This is a genomic window from Nonomuraea sp. NPDC005650, from assembly GCF_040605375.1.
Lineage (GTDB): Bacteria > Actinomycetota > Actinomycetes > Streptosporangiales > Streptosporangiaceae > Nonomuraea.
In genome coordinates this window covers 333,803-353,678 of sequence record NZ_JBEXCR010000004.1, presented here as the reverse complement: position 1 = coordinate 353,678, position 19,876 = coordinate 333,803, and the positions used below count along the sequence as shown (strand labels likewise).

Here is a 19,876-nt window from a genome sequence, read left to right as displayed (position 1 = left end):
CAAGGAAGGAAGGACCGATCATGCGACTCCTCACCGCCGCGCTGGCCGCCACCGCCGTCGTCGTGACCGCCCCGGCCGCCTGGGCGCAGGACCCCTCCGAGCCCCCGTCGAACCCCTCGCTCACCGTCAGGTCGGGCGACTCCAAGGGCACCGGCAAGCTGACCCCCATCGCGGGCGCCGAGCGGGTCGTGGCCCCGCTCGGCGTGGATCCGGCCTGCCCGGCCAAGATCGAGATCGGCATGCGCAGCGACGCCAAGAAGTCGACGTACGCGACCATGTCCGTCGAGGTGACCCAGCCGCTGTCCGCATCCCGCTCGATGCTGACCAGCTACCTGCCGCCCGGCTACGAGCTCGGCGCGAAGCTGCTGATCGCCGTGCCGCCCACGACGCCGGAGGGCGAGTACGCGCTGCGCCTGAAGACGTCGGACCGCACCCTGTCGGTCCCCGTCCAGGTCGTCACGCTGGACCGGCTCGACAACGGCGGCAACCTCGCCCTGCGCCGCCCCGTCACCGCCTCCTCCCAGCACACCAACGCCAACTACCCGGCGTGCAGCATCGCCGACGGCGACGCGGGCTCGAACGGCTGGGCCGGGGGCAACGGCTGGAACGACGCCACATCCAGGGCCTGGCCGGACACGGTGTCGATCGCGCTGGGCGGCCCCAAGCAGATCTCCCGGGTCGACCTCTACACCCTGAACACCGAGCGCTACCCGTCATCGAGCGTCGGGCTGCGCGACTGGGACGTCCAGGCGGGGCTGAACGGCCAGTGGCAGACGGTCGCGCAGGTCCGGGGCAACACCGCGGGCAGCGTCCGCTCGGACTTCGCCGCGGTCACCGCGGACGCGGTCCGCATCGTCGCCCTGGCCTCGAACGGCGCCAACGACTACACCCGCATCACGGAAGTCGAGGTCCGCTAGGACTTCCCGGTCAGCCCTGGCGGCGGGACTTCACCGCCAGGGCCCCACCGCCGGGCCCGTGGTCAGCGCGGGCAGACCGGGCAGTCGGGGTCGGCGGTGAAGGGCCGGCGGTCGGGGACCAGGCCGTCGCGCAGGTCGAGCTTGACGAACGTGCCCGCGGCCCGGGGTGCCTCGAACCCGGTGAGGTAACGCATGGCCTCGTACGCGATCAGCGAGCCGACCTGCATGGCCAGCGGGCCGATCGGCGCGTTCTGGATCATCAGCTTGGCCCGGTTGCGCTCGACGAAGCCTCCGGGCGTCGGGCGGCCGTTCCAGTCGCACTGGACGCACGGGCTGCGCCCCGGGTCCACCGAGTAGTACGTGATCTGCGAGCCGGTCATCCCGCCCACCACGAGCGGCACTCCCGCCCGCACCGCCGCCTCGTTCGCCCACAGGTGGGCCTCGGGGGGCCCGTCGAGGCCGCCCGCGACCAGGTCCGCGCCGTCCACAAGGTCCTTCAGGTCGTCGGGGCAGGTGATCCAGCGGTCCACGGCGCGTACCTCGATGCGCGGGTCGTAGGCCCGCACCCACTCGGCGGCGCACTCCACCTTGGGCCTGCCGAGGTCGGCGTGGTGGTAGAGGAACTGCCCGGCGAAGTCGCGCGACTCCACGTCGTCCCTGTCGACCAGCGTCAACCGGCCCACGCCGAGCCCGGCCAGGCACTGCACCAGCGAGGAGCCCGCGCCGCCGACGCCGAGCACGAGCACGTGCGAGCGTCTGAGGCTGCCGACGAAGTCCGACCGGGGGCGGTCGAACCGAGCGAACGCCCCGAAGAAGGCGAGGTTGGAGTGGTGCCTGTCGTCCAGGCCGGGATCTCCGAGCGTGCGGTCGGACTCGCACTCGACGAGGCCGAGCGCGTCGAGTGCCTCCACGGCGGCGCGCACGTCCCCCTCGCCGCGGTGTACTCCCGCCGCCGCCAATCGGCCCTGGAGCTCGGACACCGTGCACGGTCCATCCCCGAGCGCCGCGAAGAGCGCCGCCACCTGGCCGTCCTCGTCCCCGAGCGTGAGCACCTCACGCGGGTCGGTGAGGACGAGCAGCTCCTCGCCCGAGGACTCCCATGCGCATTCCTTCAGCACGATCCGCATCGTCACTCCCCGATCCGTGAAGGCGTGGGGGCGGCCCGGAGCACGGGGATGGCGGGCCGCCCCCACACCTTCGCTGGAGCCAATCTGCCGCGGCGCGCCATACAACTGCTACAGAGCCACCACACCGGGTGTGTCAGAGCCAGCCGGCCTCGGTGGCGATGCGGACCGCGTCCAGCCGGTTGCGGGCGTCGAGCTTGGTGACGATCGCCCCCAGGTAGTTGCGTACGGTGCCCCTGGTCAGGTGGAGCGCGGCGGCGATCTCGGGCAGGTCGTCGCCGCCGGCGGCCCGGCGCAGCACCTCGACCTCGCGCGGCGACAGCGGGTTCGCCCTGGCGGCGATGGTGGCCGCGGCCAGGGCGGGGTCGAGCACCGCCGCGCCCGCGTGGACGCGGCGCACGGCGGCGGCGAGGTCGGCGGGCGGCGCGTCCTTCAGCATGAACCCCTGGACGCCGGCCGCCAGCGCCCTGCGCAGCACCTCCGGGCGGCCCAGTTGGGTGAGGACGAGCACGCGGCAGCCGGGGACCCGTTCGCGGAGCACGGCGGCGGCCTCGATCCCGTCGATGCCGGGCATCTGCACGTCCAGCACGGCGACGTCGGGCCGGTGCTCGAGCGCCACGGGCAGCACCGCGTCCCCGTCCGGCGCCTCGGCGACGACCTCGATGTCGGGCTCCAGGCGCAGGAGCGAGGCGAGCGCCCCGCGGATCAGATGCATGTCCTCGGCCAGCAGCACCCGGATCACTGTCGACTCCCCCCGAACCGTGGGGACCATGATATTTCCGATGTCCGGTTCGTGCGTTTCACATGCCGGATCGAGGTGTCCGGCACTGGTCGTGGACCGGCCGGGTTCGCGACCTTGGAAGGCATGAAGAAAGCCCTGTTCCTCGGCCTGACGACCGCGCTGCTGGTGTGCGGCCTGTCCGGTCGGGCCGCCGCCGCGACGGACCTGGAGGACGTCGGAACGCTCGTCGACCAGGTGGTGCCCGGACAGCTCGCCGCGCACGGGATCCCCGGCGCGGCGGTGACGGTGGTGTCGGACGGGCGGCAGGTCTTCTCCCGCGGGTACGGCTACGCCGACCTGGCCCGGCTCATGCCGGTGGACGCGGCCCGCACGGGGTTCTTCACGGCCTCGACGGCCAAGACGTTCACCGCCGTCGCCGCGCTCCAGCTCGTCGAGGAGGGCAGGCTCGACCTGCACGCCGACGTCAACACCTACCTGAAGACCTTCAAGATCGAGGACACCTTCCCGGGCCGCCCGGTCACTCTGGAGCACCTGCTGACCCACACGGCCGGGTTCGCGGACAACGTGCTCGGCTCGTCCTGGGAGGACCCGAGTGCCGCCGAACCACTGGCGGAGGTGGTCAGGAACGGCCGCCCGGAGCGGGTGCGCCCGCCGGGGACCGTCCTCGCCTACGACAACTGCGCCTACAACCTCGCGGGCCACCTGGTGGAGCTGGCCTCGGGCAAGCCGTTCGCCGAGTACGTGCGCTCGCGCGTCCTGGCGCCGCTGGGCATGGAGGGCACGTCGTTCGGGGCGCCGCTGCCCGCCGCCCTGGTGGGCAGCCTGGCCCGGGGGTACGACGGGGACGTCCCGTACAAGCGCTACTACGGCTCGCCCGCCTCCGGGGCCGGGCCCGTCACCACCGCCGCCGACATGGGGCGGCTGATGATCGCGCTGCTCGGCGACGACGCCCGCCTGGGCAGGCGCATCGGCACGACCATGATGAGCCGCCACTACACGCAGGACGACCGCCTCCCGGGCATGGGGTACGGCCTGGAGGAGACGGCCAGGAACGGGCGCCGGATCTTCTTCAAGGGCGGCGACATCAACGGCTTCCACCACCTCCTGGCCCTGCTGCCCGACCAGCGGACCGGCATCTACGTCGTCTTCAACGGCGAGGACTCCACGGCCGCCGCGAACGACCTGGTCGACCGGATCGTCGACCGCTACTTCCCCGGCAGGCCGGACGTCCCGCGGCCGGTGCGCGGGGACACCTCGGCGTACGCGGGCACGTACACCTCGACCCGGATCCGCGGCGACCTGCTGAGGGCCGGCGCGCTGTTCGCCAACGTGACCGTGGAGCCGGCGGGCGACGGGACGATCACCACCACGGGCCTGTCGCGCGATCCCGCCGAGCCCGTGCAGACGTGGCAGCTCGTCGGGCCGGGGCTGTTCGCCGAGCGGGGCGGCCAGGAGCGCATCGCCTTCGACGGGCCCGGGGGAGACGGACGCGTCCTGCTGGCGGGCGGCCATCAGGAGGAGGCGGCCACGTTCGAGCGCTCGGCCGCCGGCCTGCACGGGTGGCTGGTCTACGCGGGCCTGGCCGCGTTCGTCCTGGCCGCGCTCGGGATGCCGGTCGCGGCGCTGGTCCGCCGGCTCCGGGGGCGGCCCGCCCGGCACCGGACCGCGTGGTGGCTCGCCTGGCTGACCGGCGTGCTCGTCCTGGTCTTCGCCTACGGCTTCGCCGCCACGATCGCCGTCGCGCCCACCGACGCCATCTTCCTCGGGTCCCCGCTGCTCACGGCCGCCCTGGTCGCCTCGTCCACGGCGTTCGTCCTCACCGGCGGGGTCGTGGCCTGCTCGGCGGGCGCCTGGTGGAAGGGCTGGTGGGGCCTGGCCGGGCGGGTCTCCTACACGGCCTTCGCGCTCGTCTCGGCGGGCTTCATGGCCGTCGCGTACGCGTACCACCTGGTCGGGGGCGTCTTCGGTTGATCCTCGTCCGGGACCCGGGCACGCGCTGTGGGATGCTGGGCCGCGAAACGGTGACGGTCGTCTCGCGGTGGGGATCGGGTGTCCACGCTCATCATCCTGGTCGTGCTCCTCCTCCTGGTGATCCCCCCGGCCGCAGGGCTGCCGGGCGTGCCGGCGCTGCTCTCCCTCGGCCTGCAACTGCTGTGCTCGCTGCCCCGCACCCGGCGGCTGCGGGGCTGGTGGCTGGTGGCGGGCCAGGCCGCGCTGTTCGCCTGGATGGGGCCGGTCCCGTTCGGGGGGCCGTCGGCGTTCTTCGCCGCCTCCGTCCTGCTGGTCGCCCGCGGGCCGCTCCGGTGGGTGCTCTTCGGCGGCGTGACGGCCGCCGCGGGCGTCGTGAACCTCGGCTCCGACGCCTACCTCTGGGTCAACGCGGTCGGCAACACGGCCACGCAGGGGCTGGTCGTGTTCGCCCTGACCCGGCTCAGCGACCTGCGCGACGAGCTCCACGCCACCAGGGCCGAGCTGGCCGCGCGGTCGGTGGCCGAGGAGCGCGAGCGGGCCGGCCACGACCTGGACGCGATGCTCGGGTCCACGCTCTCGCGCGTCATCGGGCTGGCCGCCGCCGGGCGGGCCGGGGAGATCCCGCCGCTGACCCGGCGGGCGGCACAGCGGGTCAGGCAGCGTCCCGGGCCGCCGGCGACCCATCCGGCCGGCCCGCCGCCCGGCGACCTGACCCCGCGGCTCGCGCTGCCCATCCTGACGGTCGTCTACCTGTGGTTCCCCGTCGCCGCGATCATCGTCATCGCCCGCGCGCCGGTGCCGGTCGGGCTGCGGGTGGCGTACTGGGGCGCGGTCGTCGCGGTCGTGGTGCTGCAGGCGTACCACGCGCTGCCTCGCCCGCCCGGCGCCCGGCCCAGGCAGGCCGCCTGGACGCTGCCCGCGCAGCTGCTGCTCGCGTGGCTACCGCTGCTCGAACCGGACCGCCCGTACTACCAGCTCGTCGGCTGGGCCGCCGCCGCGCTGCTGATCGTGATCCCCGCGCCGCGGCCGGCGTGGGCACTGTACGCGGTGGTGGTGGCGAGCGTGCCCGCGGTGCTGTTTGCCCGGTCCGGCTCGGCTTCGGGCGTTCCTGCGGCCCTGGTGGAGGTGGTCGGCATGTCGGCCATGTTCTACGGGCTACACGCGGTGGGGCGGCTGGTCCACCAGGTGCGCGAGTCGCGGCTGGCGCTCGCCGGGCTGGCCGCGGCCCGGGAACGGCGCAGGATCGCCCAGGACGTCCACGACCTCATCGGATACAGCCTGTCCGCGATCACCGTCAAGGCCGAGCTGGCCACCCGCGACCCCGCCCGCTCCGGGACCGAGCTGGCCGGCGTCGTCACCGTGGCCCGCGCCGCGCTCGCCGACCTGCGGGCCATTCCCGGGGACGGCGAACCCGGGCTCGGGCTGCGCGCCGAGCTGGCCTCTGCCCGCGAGGTCCTCGAGGCCGCCGGCGCGGCCGTGGAGATCGACGCCGATCGGCCGCCGCTGCTCCCCGAGGCCGACGCCCTGCTCGCCGTCGTGGTCCGCGAGGCGGTCACCAACGTCCTGCGGCACAGCCGGGCCCGCCACGTGACGATCGCCCTGTCCGCCCGCGACGACCTCGTACGGCTGCGCGTGGACAACGACGGCGTCACCGGCGACCCCGCCGAGCCAGGCCACGGCGTCACCGGCGACCCCACCGAACCCGGGCAGGCCGTCTCCGGTGGCCCCGCCGGACCCGGGCAGGACGTCACCGGTGGCCCCGCCGAGCACGGGCAGGGCGTCGCCAACCTCACGACCCGGCTCGCCGCCCGGGGCGGCCGCCTCACGACCGCCTCCCGGGATCGCCGCTTCCGGCTCGACGTGACCCTGCCCATGGGGCCACCCGTGGTCGTCGCGGAGAGAGAGCATTGACCCGGATGTCACATTCGCGGGGGCTACGACGTCTTGTCTGTGTAGACGCGGCGTACCGAACAGCGAGGTGAGCCCCTTGATCCCCAACACCGATCCCAGCGCCTGGCGGATCGTCATGGACGCCAGCGAGGCGACGCTTTCGAGCGGCCACGAGACCCGTGACTTCGACGGCTCCTTCTATCTGAGCCCGGACGAGTCGCTGGCGGGCTTCACGCTGCGGCTCTCGCTGCCCGGGGCGCCCGAGCTCCTGTGGGAGTCGGCGAGTCTGGAGGGCGGGACCGAGGTCCGCGGGAGCAGCCTGCTGCACCTGGGCCGCCGGACGGCACGGGCCGACGTGTCGGGCTTCTGCGCACGGGTGCCCGTGGGGCTGACCGGGAGCTCGTACCTGAAGATCGTCCTGACGGCGACGTTCTCGCCGCTGCGGCTGCGCTGGCCGGGGTGGCGGGTGCGGCCGGTGACGCTGCGGCTGTTCAGCGAGATCCGCCCCACCGTGCTCCGGTCCAGGTGACTCTGGACGCTTCGTAAATGTACGAAGCGTCACGGCACGCCGCGCGATCCCGACTAACCTGCCGTTTCATGACGTACGGCCCCCAGCAGCAGCCACCGTTCAACGCCCCCTATCCCCCGCAGCAGCACCCCGCCTTCGCGCCGCCCCCCGTGGTGATCGACGTCGGCGGCGACGCCAAGGTGAAGGCGCTGATCGGCGGCTCCGTCGCGGGCGTCATCGGGCTCATGGCGATCTTCTCGGCGCTCACCGGGCAGACGACGGGCGGCTCGGGCTCCGCCGTCGCCGTCCTGGTCATCGGGCTGGTCTTCCTGTTCATCGGGCTGCTGCCGATCATCACCTGGCGCAAGCTCAGCCGGCCGCGCAAGCTCGTCTTCGACGGCTACGGCGTGCGCTGGGACGACCCCCAGGGCCGCCCGTGGGCGGCCCCGTGGGCCGAGTTGTCCGGGGTGGGCATCTCGCGTACGCGGCAGCCCCGCGTCAAACCGGCCGACTACATCATGCGCAAGACGATGGTCCGCCTCGACCTCTTCCCCGCCGACCCGGGCTTCCGCTCGCGCCATCCGGACATGGAGCACCTGTGGGAGTTCCACACGGTCAAGAACGGCTACCGGCTCCCGCTGGGCTCGAACCCCAAGTACATCCCGGTCATCGAGCACGCGATGCGGCAGTACCGTCCGGCGATCTACCTGGGGATCCGCGACGAGGGCTTCATGGTCGGCCTGGTCTGAGGAGATCAGCCGAAGTCCAGGAAGACGGTCTCCTTGTCGCCCTGCAGATGGATGTCGAACCGGTAGAGGCCCGCCCGCTCCTCCACGGGCACCAGCGTCCGCCCGCGTTCGGGGGGCAGCGAGCCGAGGAAGGCGTCCGGGGTGAAGTAGATGCGGGTGTAGAGGTGGTGGAGCAGGCCGCGGGCGAACACGCAGACGCTGAGGTAGCCGTTGCCGGGCGGGAGCGTGCGCAGGGCCCAGCCGCCGTCGGCGTCGGTGGCCACCCGGCCGAAGCCGGTGAAGCCGACGCCGCTCCTGCCGAGCAGCGCGCCGCTGACCTGGTCGCGCCGCAGGGTGCCCGGCGCGCCTTCGAGGTTGCCGGACGGGTCGGCCTGCCAGAACTCCAGCAGCGCGTCGGGCACCGGCTCGCCCGCGCCGTCGTAGACGTACCCGTGGACGGTGATCCCGCCTTCGGCGACGTCGCCGCCGCGGGGGATCGGCAGCGCGAAGCCGTAGAACGGGCCCACGGTCTGCGAGGGGGTGGGGTTCATCGGCCCTCCTCCATCCAGGTCGCGGCGGGGCCGTCCAGCACGATGTCCCACCGGTAGCCCAGCGACCACTCCGGCACGGACAGGTCGTGGTCGTAGGCGGAGACCAGCCGCTGCCTGGCCCGCTCGTCGGTGACGGAGCCGAGCACGGGGTCGTACGGGAACAGCGGGTCGTTCGGGAAGTACATCTGCGTGACCAGCCGCTGCGTGAACGCCGTGCCGAACACCGAGAAGTGGATGTGCGCGGGCCGCCAGGCGTTGACGTGGTTGCGCCACGGGTACGCGCCGGGCTTGATCGTGGTGAAGGCGTAGCGGCCCTCGTCGTCGGTCAGGCAGCGGCCCACGCCGGAGAAGTTGGGGTCGAGCGGCGCGGGATGGTCGTCGCGCTGGTGGAGGTAGCGGCCCGAGGCGTTGGCCTGCCAGACCTCCACGAGCTGGCCGCGTACCGGGCGGCCGTCGCGGTCCAGCACCCGCCCCTGGACGGTGATCCGCTCGCCGAGCGGCTCGCCGGCGTGCTGCCTGGTCAGGTCCGCGTCGAACGGGGCGACGTCGGCGACGCCGAAGACCGGTCCGGCCAGCTCCGCGGCCTCCGGGTCCTTCAGCGCGACGAGCGGCTGCTTCGGGTGGCGCAGCAGGCTGCTGCGGTAGGGGGCGAAGTCGCGATCGGGATGGTTCGCCTCCTCGCCCGAGCGGGCTTGGTGGAGGTCGGCGATCTCGCGGTCGATGTCGGCTTGGGTGAGGGGTGGGGTCATCTGCGGCTACCTTTCCAGGACGAGGGCCAGGCCCTGGCCGACACCGATGCAGAGGGACGCGAGCCCGGTGCCGGACCCGGCCGCGGCGAGCCGGTGGGCCAGGGTGCCGGTGATGCGGGCGCCGGAGGCACCGAGCGGGTGTCCCAGGGCGATGGCGCCGCCGTCGGGGTTGACGATGGCGGGGTCGAGGTCGGGCAGCTCGGCCAGGCAGCCGAGCACCTGCGCGGCGAACGCCTCGTTCAGCTCGGCGCTCGCCAGGTCGCCGAACCCCCTGCCCGCCCTGGCCAGGGCCTTGCGCGAGGCTTCGACCGGGCCGAGCCCGAAGTGGCGGGGTTCGAGGGCACTGGCCGCGCCGGCGACGATCCTGGCCAGGGGCTCGCGGCCGCGCAGCCCCGCCTCGTCGGTCAGCAGCAGGGCCGCCGCGCCGTCGTTGAGCGGCGAGGAGTTGCCCGCGGTGACCGTGCCGCCCTGGCGGAAGACGGGCTTGAGCCGGGCCAGCTTGTCCGGGCCGGTGTCCTCGCGGATGCCCTCGTCCCTGGTCAGGCCGCCGATGGGGACGATCTCGCGTTCGAACGATGCCTTGGCCGCCTTCTGGTGGCTGGCCAGCGCGTACGCGTCCTGCTCGGCCCTGGCGACGCCGTGCAGGTCGGCGATCAGCTCGGCGCCCTCGCCCAGGGGCACGGTGTGCTCGGCGGGCATCCTCGGGTTGACCAGCCGCCAGCCGAGCGTCGTGGAGACCAGCTCCTGGCCGCCGGCCGGGAACGCCTTGTCCGGTTTGGGCAGCACCCACGGGGCGCGCGTCATCGACTCCACGCCGCCGGCGATCACCGTGGAGGCGTCGCCGAGGGCGATCATGCGGTACGCCTGGATGACGGCCTCCATGCCTGAGCCGCACAGCCGGTTCACGGTCACGCCCGGAGTGGTCACGGGCAGGCCGGCGAGCAGCGCGGCCATGCGGGCGACGTTGCGGTTCTCCTCGCCCGCGCCGTTGGCGTTGCCCAAGATCACCTCGTCGGGGGCCTCCACGTCGTTGCGCTCGGCGACGGCCTTGACGACGTGGGCGGCCAGGTCGTCGGGGCGGATGCCGGACAGCGCCCCGCCGTATCGGCCGAAGGGCGTGCGGACGGCGTCCACGATGTAGACGGTGTTCATACGGCTACCTCCGCTTCCGTGCGGTCGCGCAGTTCGGCCACGCTCACTCCGGGCGCGGTCTCGACCAGCCTCAGCCCCGCCCCGGTGACGTCGAGGACGCCGAGGTCGGTGATGATCCGGTGCACGCACTCCTTCCCCGTGAGGGGCAGCGAGCACTCCTTGACGATCTTCGGCGTGCCGTCCTTGGCGGTGTGATCCATGATCACGATGACCCGGCCCGCGCCGTGGACCAGGTCCATCGCCCCGCCCATGCCCTTGACCAGCCTGCCGGGCACCATCCAGTTCGCCAGGTCGCCCTTCGCCGAGACCTGCATCGCGCCCAGCACCGCCACGTCGATGTGCCCGCCCCTGATCATCCCGAACGACAGCGACGAGTCGAAGAACGCCGCGCCCGGGAGCACGGTCACGGTCTCCTTGCCGGCGTTGATCAGGTCGGGGTCCAGCGCGTCGGGGGCGGGGTAGGGGCCGACGCCGAGGATGCCGTTCTCCGAGTGCAGGATCACGTCCACGTCGGGCGGCAGGAACGACGGGATGCGGGTGGGCAGCCCGATGCCGAGGTTGACGTAGTCGCCGTCGCGCAGCTCGCCCGCCGCCCGCGCGACCATCTCGTCCCTGGTCCAGCTCATGAGGTGGTGCTCCCTTCCCGTGCCGGAGGCGCGGAGATGGTGCGCCGTTCGATTCCCTTGTCGGCGGCCTGCTCGGGGGTCAGGACGAGGACCCGCTGGACGAACACGCCGGGCAGGTGCACCTCGTCCGGCTCCAGCTCGGTCAACTCCTCGACCTCGGCGACCGTGACCCGGCCGGCCATCGCGGCGAGGGGGTTGAAGTTGCGGGCGGCCTTGTTGAAGACCAGGTTGCCGTGCCGGTCCCCCTTGGCGGCCCGCACGAGCGCGAAGTCCGTGGTGATGCTGTGCTCCAGCACGTACGCGCGGCCGTCGAACTCGCGGACCTCCTTCGGCGGCGAGGCCACCGCGATCGAGCCGTCCGGGTTGTGGCGCAGCGGCAGGCCGCCGTCGGCGACCGGCGTGCCGACCCCGGCCGGGGTGTAGAAGGCGGGGATGCCGGCGCCGCCCGCGCGCAGCCGCTCGGCCAGGCTGCCCTGCGGGGTCAGCTCCACCTCCAGCTCCCCGGCGAGGTACTGGCGGGCGAACTCCTTGTTGTCGCCGATGTAGGAGGCGGTCACGCGGGCGATGCGGCCGGCCGCCAGCAGGACGCCGAGGCCGCCGCCGTCCACCCCGCAGTTGTTCGACACCACGCCGATCCCCCGCACACCGGTGTTGTAGAGGGCCTGGATCAGGACGTTGGGGATGCCGCTGAGCCCGAAGCCGCCGACCGCGAACGTCGCGCCGTCCGACACGCCGGCCAGCGCCTCCTCCGCGGTCGCGACCACCTTGTCTCTCCGCACGACGCTCCATCCGTTGGGGAGTGTTCGCATAGTGAACATTAGTTCACTATTGTGATGTCGAGTATGCGTACGTGACCGTGCTCGTGTCAAAGTGCCTTGGCGGAGCGGAGGAGGGCCGGATGGAGCCAGCGGGGACCCTGGAACGCGGCCTGGCCGTGCTGCGGGCGCTGACGGCGGACCCTGTCGGAGGGCGGGACGGTCGCGCGCGCTCCGCGCGGATGCGCGCCACCGACCTCGTGCGCGCCACCGGGCTGGCCAGGTCCACGGTCGACCGTGTGCTGGCCACCCTGGTCCACCTCGGCCACGTCCGCGCCGAGGGGCGCGACCTGCTGCCCGCGCCGCGCCTGATGGAGCTGGGCGAGGCGTATCTCGCCTGCGGCGGCCTGCGCGACCCCCTCGCGCCGCTGGCCCGGCGGCTCGCGGAGGAGCTGGACGAGTCCGTGTCGCTGGCCGTCGGCGACGGTGACGGGGTGCGCTTCATCGGCCAGTTCACCCGCAGGCGCACCATGTCGGTCGCCTTCCGGGTGGGCGACCTGCTGCCCGCCGACCGCTGCGCGGCGGGCCTGGCCCTGCTCGACCCCGCCGCGCCGTGGGCCGAGGACGACCAGCTCATCGAGCCGGGCCTGGTCGCGGTCGCGGTGCCCGTACGCGACCCGGGGCGGCAGGCGGTCTGCGCGGTCAGCGTCGTCAGCCACACCAGCCGGCACACCGCCGCCAGCCTGCGCGACAACGCGCTCCCCCGGCTGCGCGAGACGGTCGCGGCCATGGAGGCGGCCCTGACCGAGCCGGCGACCCGGCCCCCGCTGGCCGCCAGCACGGACCTGTCACGTGCCGCGAAGGATGAGCTGGGCAGCGGATATCTGCAGTCGCTGGCCCGTGGCCTGGCCGTGCTGGTGTCACTCGGCTCGGCCCGCGGCGGGCTGAGCCTGGCCGACGCCGCCAAGACCACGGGGCTCCCGCGCGCCACCGTGCGGCGATCGCTGCAGGTGCTGACCCGGCTGGGCTACGTGGCCTGCCACGACTCCCGCTTCGCCGTGCTGCCCAAGGTGATGGAGCTGGGCTACGCCGCCCTGTCGGAGCGCACCTTCGGCGAGGTCGTCCAGCCGCACCTGGCCGACCTGGTGGCCCGCGTCCACGAGTCGGCCTCGGTCGGGGTGCTGTCGGGCGACGACGTCCTGTACGTGGCCCGCGTGCCCACCGTGAGCATCATGACCGTCAACATCACGGTCGGCACCCGCTTCCCCGCGTACGCCACCTCGATGGGGCGGGTGCTCCTGGCCGACCAGCCCGGGGAACGGCTGGCCGCCGTCGCGCCCGAGCCGCTGACCCGCCACACCATCACGGCGCCGGACCGGCTGAGGGCGGCCGTCCGGCAGGCCGCCAAGGACGGCTACGCGCTGGTGGACCAGGAGCTGGAGGAGGGGGTCCGGTCGATCGCCGTGCCGGTCCTGGGACGGGACGGGCGGGTGGTCGCGGCCGTCAACGTCGCCACCCACGCCAGCCGGGCCACCCGCGCCGACCTGCTCCGCGACGTGCTGCCGGCCCTGACCGAGACGGCCGCCAGGATGTCGGCCGACCTCCTGCACGTCCCCGCGACGCCGTGATCGGCGGCTCCAGCGACGAACGCGACGTGCGCGGCCTCAGCCGCGCTCGGCGCGCTCGCCGCGGGCCATCCGGTAGAGCCCGTACGCGGCCTCGATCGCGCCGAGCACCATCATGACCACGCCGACCTTCGACGGGGTGAACACGACGATCTCGATGTCGAGCCCGAACAGCCACAGCGCCAGCCCGATGACGAAGACCACCAGTCCGGTGAGGAACGTCCTGCGGGCGGCAGTCATGGGGACCTCTTTCGATCAGAGCCGTTTCCCGCAACGCTAGCGACGGCCCTGACCGCGGGTCTTCCTGCCCGCTGAGGAGATCGGCGTACATCTTTCGGGTGACGCGGCGCGGCGGCCCGTTCCTCCCTCCGCCGCGCACCGCGCGATCGTCACCCGCGAACGCCCGTCGCCCCTCGGGCCGGCGAGATCAGGCCGTACATCACCAGGGCGCAGAGCGCGATCGCGATCACCGACCAGAGAGGGAAGGCCACCATGAAGGCGAAGTGGCCGATCATCGCGAGCCCGGCCAGGGCGACCCCGGCCCAGCGGGCCCACATCATCCCGGCCAGCACGCCGAGCCCCACCGCGAACTGCAGGACACCGATCACCAGCCAGACCCAGCCCCATGCGGTGTAGTTCCACACCAGCAGGTGGCCGCCGGGCGTGACGAAGAAGTACGTCTTGAACAGGGCTATGACGCCTTCGATGATGTTGAAGATCCCCAGCACCAGCGAGAGCGTGCCGGCGAACCCGAGCCAGCCCGAATAGCCACCACCATGGAATGCGAACGGTGACGTCGAGGTCGTCATGATCGTCTCCTTCCCGGCGCGTTGAGGCCCCGGACCTCGTCTGCACCCATGCCCGTAATGTCTAAAGACAAAATCCCGCCGGGCAAAGCTATGCCCGCATATCCGCAAAGAGCAGCACCATTCACCCCCGCACTTTCCCCAATATTTCCGGAAAATGGGGATTTGCTTGGCAGACGCCACCGCGCAAGAAGCGACAAAGTGCGAGGGATACCCTCACCGAATAATGTGTGAGGGGAGGCTCGGTCACCGGCGGCGTGGTGATCCGAGCGCCGGAGCCGTTGGAGCATTGATGACCACAACCGCACCGAACGTTTCATGCCACCTTCCGGCCGAGCTCAACAGCTTCATCGGCCGGCGGCACGAAATCGCCGAGGTCAAGCGGCTGCTGTCCGATGCCCGGCTGGTGACGCTGATCGGCGTCGGCGGTGTCGGCAAGACCCGCCTGGCCATGCGCGTCGGGTTCGACCTGCGGCGCAGCTATCCCGACGGCGTGTGGCTGGTCGAGCTCGCGGCGCTGGAGAGCCCGGAATTGCTGGTGCAGTCGGTGATGGAATTCCTGGAAATCCAGGACCGTTCCGTACGCCCGCCCATCGAGGTGCTCACGGATCATCTGCGTGACAAGAAAATGCTCCTCATCCTCGACAACTGCGAGCACCTGCTGGACGAATGCGCCTCGGTGGCCGAGACGCTCATGCGCGCCGCGCCCGGTCTGCGGATCCTGGCCACCAGCAGGCAGCCGCTCGGCGTCGTGGGCGAGCAGATGATGGCCGTCCCGCCGCTGCCCATGCCGGATTTCGACATTTCGCGGTCGTCCACGGATTCGCTGAAACAGTTCGACGCGATCCGGCTGTTCGCCGACCGGTCCCAGTCCGTGCTGCCGGGCTTCGAGATCACCGACGACAACCAGGACAGCGTGGCGCGGATCGTGCGGCGGCTGGACGGCATCCCGCTGGCCATCGAGCTGGCGGCCGTCCGGCTGCGGGCGATCTCCGTGGAGCAGCTGCTGGCCCGGCTGGACGACCGGTTCCGGCTGCTCACGATGGGGGCGCGCACCGCGCTGCCCCGCCAGCAGACGCTGCGGGCGCTGATCGACTGGAGCTACGCCCTCTGCACCGAGCAGGAGCGGCTGCTCTGGACCCGGCTTTCGGTGTTCTCCGGCGGTCTGGACCTGGAGGCGGCCGAGCACGTGTGCTCCGGCGACGGCATCGACCCCGACGAGATCGTCGACCTGGTGGTCGGCCTGGTGGGCAAGTCGGTGCTGGCCCGCGAGGGCGACCAGACCACGGTGCGCTACCGGCTGCTGGAGACGATCCGCCAGTACGGCCGTGACCGGCTGCGCGAGTCGGGCGAAGAGGCGGAGCTGAGGGCCAGGCACCGCGACTGGTTCCAGGACCTCGCGAGCCGCGGGCAGCGGGAGTGGTTCGGCCCCGACCAGGTGGCCTGGTTCAGGCGCCTGCGTGCCGAGCACGGCAACATCCGCACCGCGCTCGACTACTGCCTCACGACGCCGGGCGAGGCGGAGCGCGGCCTGGCCATCGCCACGTCGCTGCGGTTCTACTGGATCGGGAGCGGCTCGCTGCGGGAGCCGCGCGACTGGCTCGACCGCCTGCTCGCCGCGGACCCGGCGGCAGGGTCCGCGGCAGGGCCCGCGGACGGCTCAGGGCCGGGCTCGGCGGCGGGAGGCGAGCCGTCGATCGTCCGTGCCAACGCCCTGTGCGTCAACGCGCGGCTGGCGGTCCTGCAGAGCGACTTCGCGCTGGCGGCGGACACGCTCACCGAGGTCCGCGAGCTGGCGAAGAAGCTCGACGACGCGGCGATCCTCGCCGAGATCTCCTACGTCTCCGGCCTCGCGACCCTGATCCAGCGCGATCTCACCGGCGCGGCGGCCCTGCTGGAGGAGGCGGTGGCCGGCTACCGCGAGGTGGACGCGCGGATGGGGGTGGTGAACACGCTGCTGTACCTGGCCACCGCGTACTCGCTCCTCGGCCGTTCCGACGAGGCCGTCCCGCGCTTCAAGGAGGGCCTGGAGATCTGCGAGGGCCGCGAGGACAACTGGTTCACGTCGTACACGCTGTGGGTGTACGCGCTCGAGATCTGGCGGCAGGGCGACGTGGCGCGGGCGGTCGAGATGGAGCGCCAGGCCATCCGGCTCAAGGAGCCCTTCGACGACCGGCTGGGCACCGCCCTGTGCATAGAGGCGCTGGCGTGCATGGCCGCCGACGGCACGCCCGAGCGGTCCGCCGTGCTGTTCGGGGCCTCGCAGGAGCGCTGGCGGTCGTTCGGCGCGCCCCCGTTCGGCTATCTGTCCGGCCTGCACGAAGCCTCCGAGGCGCTGGCGCGCGAGCGCCTGGGCGAGGAGGAGTTCGAGGCCGCCTTCCGCCGGGGCACCGAGCTCACCCCGGCCGACGCACTCGCGTACGCGATGTGCCAGAACGTGAAGCCGGCCAAGCCCGCGGCGGCGGCCCAGTCCTCGCCGCTCACCCGGCGGGAGATGGAGATCGCCCGGCTCGTCGCCCAGGGCATGACCAACAAGGCCATCGCCTCCGCGCTGGTGATCGCCCAGCGTACGGCGGAGGGCCACGTCGAGCACATCCTGACCAAGCTCGGGTTCAACTCGCGGGCCCAGATCGCGGCCTGGGTCGGCGAGCAGGGCCATGACCTTCCCGGGAGCGCCCCATGACGTCCGGCGCCGGTGTTCTGACCGACCAGTCCACCTTTGTCGGGCGGACGCGGGAGCTGTCCGCGGTGCGGAAGCTGCTGGGCAGGTCCCGCCTGCTCACCCTGACGGGCGCGGGCGGGGTCGGCAAGACCCGGCTGGCGCTCAGGGCGGCGGAGCTGCTGCGAGAGGTGTACCAGGACGGGGTGGAGGTGGTCGAGCTGGCCACCCTGGAGACGGGCGACCTGCTGGAGTCGGAGGTCGCCACGGCGCTGGGGCTGCGCGACGTGCGCCGCGACCCCATGGGCGTGCTGGTCGACTACCTGTCCGGCAAGCGGATGCTGCTGGTCCTGGACAACTGCGAGCACCTGAGCGCGGTCTGCGCCCGGTTCGTGGAGCGGCTGCTGCAATCCGCGCCCCGGGTGCAGGTCCTGGCGACCAGCAGGCAGACGCTGCGGGTCTCCGGCGAGCAGGTGCTGATGGTCGCTCCCCTGCCCACCCCCGACTGCGAGCACACGGTCCGGGAGGTCGGCCGGCACGACTCCGTGCGGCTGTTCGTGGAGCGCGCGGCGGGCGCCGTGCCCGGCTTCCGGCTGAACGCGCGCAACGTGGCGCCCGTGGCGCGGCTGGTCCGGCGTCTGGAGGGCATCCCGCTGGCGATCGAGCTGGCCGCGGTCCGGCTGCGCTCCATGCCGCTCGAACACCTGGCGCGGGAGCTGGAGGAGCGGTTCGACGTGCTGGCCGCGAAGACTCCCGCCGCCCTGCCCCGCCACCAGACGATGCGCGCGACCATGGAGTGGAGTTTTCGCCTCTGCTCGGCCGGGGAGCGGCGGCTGTGGGCGCGGCTGGGGATGTTCCCGTCCGGGGCCGACCTGGAGACCGCCGAGGCGGTGTGCTCCGGCGACGGCATCGACCGCTTCGACGTGCTCGATCACCTGTCCGGGCTGGTGGACAAGTCGGTCCTGATCAGGGACGGGTCCCGGTACCGCATGCCGGAGCCCCTGCGCGCGTACGGCTGCGAGCAGCTGCCGTCCGCCGAGGCGCGGCGGCTGCGCCGCCGCTACGTCGAGCACTACCGGGACCTGGTGGAGGAGCACCGGATCGACCGGATGGCGCCCGAGCAGCTGGACCGGTATCTGCTCCTGCAGCGGGAGCTGCCCAACATCCGCGTCGCCCTGGAGATGTGCCTGAGCGAGCCGGCCCTGGCTCCGGTGGAGCTGGCCGCCGCGACGGCGATGTGGTGCTTCTGGCTCCTGGCCGGGTCGTTCGCCGAAGGCCGCTACTGGCTGGGACGCGGCCTGGAGCTGGTGCCGGAGAGCGACCGGTGCCGTGGGATGGCGATCTGGGCCGACTGCCTGCTCTCCCTGCGCCAGGGCCAGGCCGAGATCACCAGGCGGCGGCTGGAGGAATTCGTCGCCTTCGCCCGCCGGATGGGCGACGAGCTGCTCATCGCGCGCGGCCTCCGCAGCTCGGGCGTCGCGGCGTTCCTCACCGGCGACGCGCAGCGCGGCCTGGCGCTGATGCGGGAGTCCCTCGCCCTCCACGAGGGCCGGGACGACATCGACGGCGTCATGTTCAACCTCTACGTCGGGGCCGCGTACGGCTCGAACGAGATCCCCCGCCAGGCCGCCGAGTTCGGCGAGCGGCTCCTGGCCCTGTGCGAGGAGCGGCACGCCCTGGTCTTCCGCGCGTACGCGCAGCTCGCGCTGGGCGTCGCGTACTGGAATCTGGGCGACCGCCCGCGTGCCGAGGCGTTGCTGACGGCGGCCACCGAGTTCACCGGGGGGATCAACGACCGGTGGTGCCTCACCCAGTGCCTGGAGGTGCTGGCGTGGCTCGCGGGCGCGCGGGGCGAGCACGAACGGGCCGCCGAGCTGCTGGGGGCGGCGCACGTGATGTGGCAGGCGGTGGGCACCTCGCCGGAGTGGATGAGCTACCACGCGAGCTGGCACCAGCTCTGCACCGAGCAGGCCCGCGCGGCACTGGGCCGCTCGGCGTTCGCGACGGCGTTCCGCCAGGGGTCGCGGCTCGGGCAGCGGCGCGCCGTGAGCTACGCGGTGAGCGGCTCGCGATCGCGGCGGAAGGGCGGGGGCTCTGGGGCACCCGTCACGACGGGCGCAGGAGGCCGGCGGCCACCGCTGACAGGCACGTCTCCAGCCGGGTGACGATGGCGGGCGCCCCGGCCGTGTCGATCCGGCAGCAGTAGAGGAAGCGTACGAGGGGCTCCCCGGCGATGGGGCGGGCCACGACGCCGGCCACCGGGTCCGTGAGCGCCAGCGCGGGCAGCACGGCGATGCCGAGCTCGTGGGCGACAAGCTGCAGCACCGTCCTGAAGTCGTCGCCGACGAAGGCGAGCCGCGCCCGCAGGCCGGCGGAGCGGGCCGGCTCCGCGAGCGGGCCGAGCTGGGTGCCGGTGACGGGGGTGCCGATCCACGGCTCGTCGGCCAGGTCTGCCAGGCTCAGCGACGCCCGCCCCGCCAGGGCGTGGCCGACGGGGAGCACGACCATGACCGGGTCGCGGCCGATCAGCGAGCGCCGCAGGCCCGGTGGCGGCGGCAGGGGGAACCAGTCGTAGTCGAAGGTGACCGCGAGGTCGATGTCGCCGCGGAGCAGCCGCTGGTAGCCGTCCTCGGTCTCGTACTGATTCAGCGTGACGCGCACGCCCGGGTAGGCGCGGCGGAACGCGGCCAGGGCCGGAGGGACGATGCCGGCCGCCGCGGAGACGAAGGCGCCCAGCCGTACCTCGCCCGACAGCCCGGCGTCCAGGGCCTCCAGCTCCGTGCGGGCCCGGGTCATCGCCGCCCGGACCGCCCCTTCGGCCCGCAGGAGGACGGCGCCGGCGGCGGTGGCGCGCACGGGACGGCGGTCGAGGAGGCGCAGGCCCGCCCGCCGTTCGAGGTCGGCGATCTGCTGGGAGACGGCCCCCTGCGTGTAGCCGAGCTCCTCGGCGGCCGCCGCGAACGAGCCGAGCCTGACGACCGCCTCCAGCGTGGCGAGGAGGCGGGGCTCCAGTTGTCCGGGCACGAACATTAGCGTACCTAATGTTGGCCTTAGCAGACTTTGCTGGTACTTA

At 73.0% G+C, this 19,876-nt stretch carries 18 protein-coding genes; 8 read left to right on the top strand and 10 right to left on the bottom strand.

What is annotated here, in order from left to right:
* Window positions 1-20: 20 nt before the first annotated feature.
* Entirely contained in the window at window positions 21-917 is an 897-nt protein-coding gene (locus ABZS69_RS09430) for a discoidin domain-containing protein (RefSeq protein ID WP_355368997.1), read from the top strand.
* Window positions 918-979: 62 nt separating this feature from the next.
* Here ABZS69_RS09430 and ABZS69_RS09425 read toward each other — a convergent pair whose 3' ends face one another.
* Together ABZS69_RS09425 and ABZS69_RS09420 are read right to left on the bottom strand one after the other, a co-directional pair.
* The gene (locus ABZS69_RS09425; protein WP_355368995.1) at window positions 980-2,044 is read right to left on the bottom strand and encodes a ThiF family adenylyltransferase; all 1,065 of its coding nucleotides are present in this window, start codon (window positions 2,042-2,044) and stop codon (window positions 980-982) included.
* Window positions 2,045-2,177: 133 nt separating this feature from the next.
* Complete coding sequence (locus ABZS69_RS09420; RefSeq protein ID WP_355368993.1) at window positions 2,178-2,783, bottom strand: response regulator transcription factor; 606 nt, start codon at window positions 2,781-2,783, stop codon at window positions 2,178-2,180.
* A 123-nt stretch (window positions 2,784-2,906) separates the two neighbouring features.
* On the opposite strand from ABZS69_RS09420, the gene ABZS69_RS09415 reads away from it, so the two are divergent.
* The 4 genes from ABZS69_RS09415 (at window position 2,907) to ABZS69_RS09400 (ending at window position 7,901) form a co-directional block, all read left to right on the top strand.
* Complete coding sequence (locus tag ABZS69_RS09415; protein WP_355368991.1) at window positions 2,907-4,754, top strand: serine hydrolase; 1,848 nt, start codon at window positions 2,907-2,909, stop codon at window positions 4,752-4,754.
* Window positions 4,755-4,832: 78 nt separating this feature from the next.
* Window positions 4,833-6,665, top strand: a complete 1,833-nt coding sequence (locus ABZS69_RS09410; RefSeq protein ID WP_355368989.1) for a histidine kinase — start codon at window positions 4,833-4,835, stop codon at window positions 6,663-6,665.
* Between the two features lie 76 nt (window positions 6,666-6,741).
* Complete coding sequence (locus ABZS69_RS09405) at window positions 6,742-7,173, top strand: hypothetical protein (RefSeq protein WP_355368987.1); 432 nt, start codon at window positions 6,742-6,744, stop codon at window positions 7,171-7,173.
* A 68-nt stretch (window positions 7,174-7,241) separates the two neighbouring features.
* Window positions 7,242-7,901, top strand: a complete 660-nt coding sequence (locus ABZS69_RS09400) for a hypothetical protein (protein ID WP_355368985.1) — start codon at window positions 7,242-7,244, stop codon at window positions 7,899-7,901.
* 5 nt (window positions 7,902-7,906) lie between these two features.
* On the opposite strand, the gene pcaG is transcribed toward ABZS69_RS09400, so the two are convergent.
* From pcaG to ABZS69_RS09375, 5 genes are read right to left on the bottom strand one after another with little or no spacing between them, the layout of a single operon-like run.
* Complete coding sequence (gene pcaG / locus ABZS69_RS09395; protein ID WP_355368983.1) at window positions 7,907-8,431, bottom strand: protocatechuate 3,4-dioxygenase subunit alpha; 525 nt, start codon at window positions 8,429-8,431, stop codon at window positions 7,907-7,909.
* On the bottom strand, window positions 8,428-9,180 hold the full coding sequence (gene pcaH / locus ABZS69_RS09390; RefSeq protein ID WP_355368981.1) for a protocatechuate 3,4-dioxygenase subunit beta: 753 nt from the start codon (window positions 9,178-9,180) through the stop codon (window positions 8,428-8,430). Before pcaH ends, pcaG begins: the two co-directional genes overlap by 4 nt.
* 6 nt (window positions 9,181-9,186) lie before the next feature.
* Window positions 9,187-10,332 carry a thiolase family protein gene (locus tag ABZS69_RS09385; RefSeq protein ID WP_355368979.1) on the bottom strand — a complete coding sequence of 382 codons (1,146 nt, stop codon included), beginning with the start codon at window positions 10,330-10,332 and terminating at the stop codon, window positions 9,187-9,189.
* Window positions 10,329-10,958, bottom strand: a complete 630-nt coding sequence (locus tag ABZS69_RS09380; protein WP_355368977.1) for a CoA transferase subunit B — start codon at window positions 10,956-10,958, stop codon at window positions 10,329-10,331. The genes ABZS69_RS09385 and ABZS69_RS09380 overlap by 4 nt, the downstream gene beginning before the upstream one ends.
* A complete protein-coding gene (locus ABZS69_RS09375; RefSeq protein ID WP_355368975.1) occupies window positions 10,955-11,737 on the bottom strand; it encodes a CoA transferase subunit A in 783 nt (260 codons plus the stop codon). Before ABZS69_RS09375 ends, ABZS69_RS09380 begins: the two co-directional genes overlap by 4 nt.
* A 119-nt stretch (window positions 11,738-11,856) precedes the next feature.
* Here ABZS69_RS09375 and ABZS69_RS09370 point away from each other — a divergent pair, with 119 nt between their 5' ends.
* Entirely contained in the window at window positions 11,857-13,341 is a 1,485-nt protein-coding gene (locus ABZS69_RS09370) for an IclR family transcriptional regulator C-terminal domain-containing protein (RefSeq protein ID WP_355368973.1), read from the top strand.
* A 36-nt stretch (window positions 13,342-13,377) separates the two neighbouring features.
* Here the strand turns inward: ABZS69_RS09370 and ABZS69_RS09365 are convergent, their stop codons facing one another.
* Complete coding sequence (locus tag ABZS69_RS09365) at window positions 13,378-13,578, bottom strand: DUF5708 family protein (RefSeq protein WP_355368971.1); 201 nt, start codon at window positions 13,576-13,578, stop codon at window positions 13,378-13,380.
* A gap of 149 nt (window positions 13,579-13,727) precedes the next feature.
* Window positions 13,728-14,147 carry a hypothetical protein gene (locus ABZS69_RS09360; RefSeq protein ID WP_355368969.1) on the bottom strand — a complete coding sequence of 140 codons (420 nt, stop codon included), beginning with the start codon at window positions 14,145-14,147 and terminating at the stop codon, window positions 13,728-13,730.
* Between the two features lie 289 nt (window positions 14,148-14,436).
* Between ABZS69_RS09360 and ABZS69_RS09355 the strand changes: the two genes are divergently transcribed.
* Window positions 14,437-16,827, top strand: a complete 2,391-nt coding sequence (locus ABZS69_RS09355; RefSeq protein ID WP_355368967.1) for a LuxR C-terminal-related transcriptional regulator — start codon at window positions 14,437-14,439, stop codon at window positions 16,825-16,827.
* Window positions 16,824-18,968 (top strand): AAA family ATPase, encoded by a 2,145-nt coding sequence (locus tag ABZS69_RS09350; RefSeq protein ID WP_355368965.1) that lies wholly within the window; start codon window positions 16,824-16,826, stop codon window positions 18,966-18,968. Before ABZS69_RS09355 ends, ABZS69_RS09350 begins: the two co-directional genes overlap by 4 nt.
* Here ABZS69_RS09350 and ABZS69_RS09345 read toward each other — a convergent pair.
* On the bottom strand, window positions 18,910-19,827 hold the full coding sequence (locus tag ABZS69_RS09345; RefSeq protein WP_355368963.1) for a LysR family transcriptional regulator: 918 nt from the start codon (window positions 19,825-19,827) through the stop codon (window positions 18,910-18,912). The genes ABZS69_RS09350 and ABZS69_RS09345 overlap by 59 nt on opposite strands.
* Window positions 19,828-19,876 lie beyond the last annotated feature (49 nt).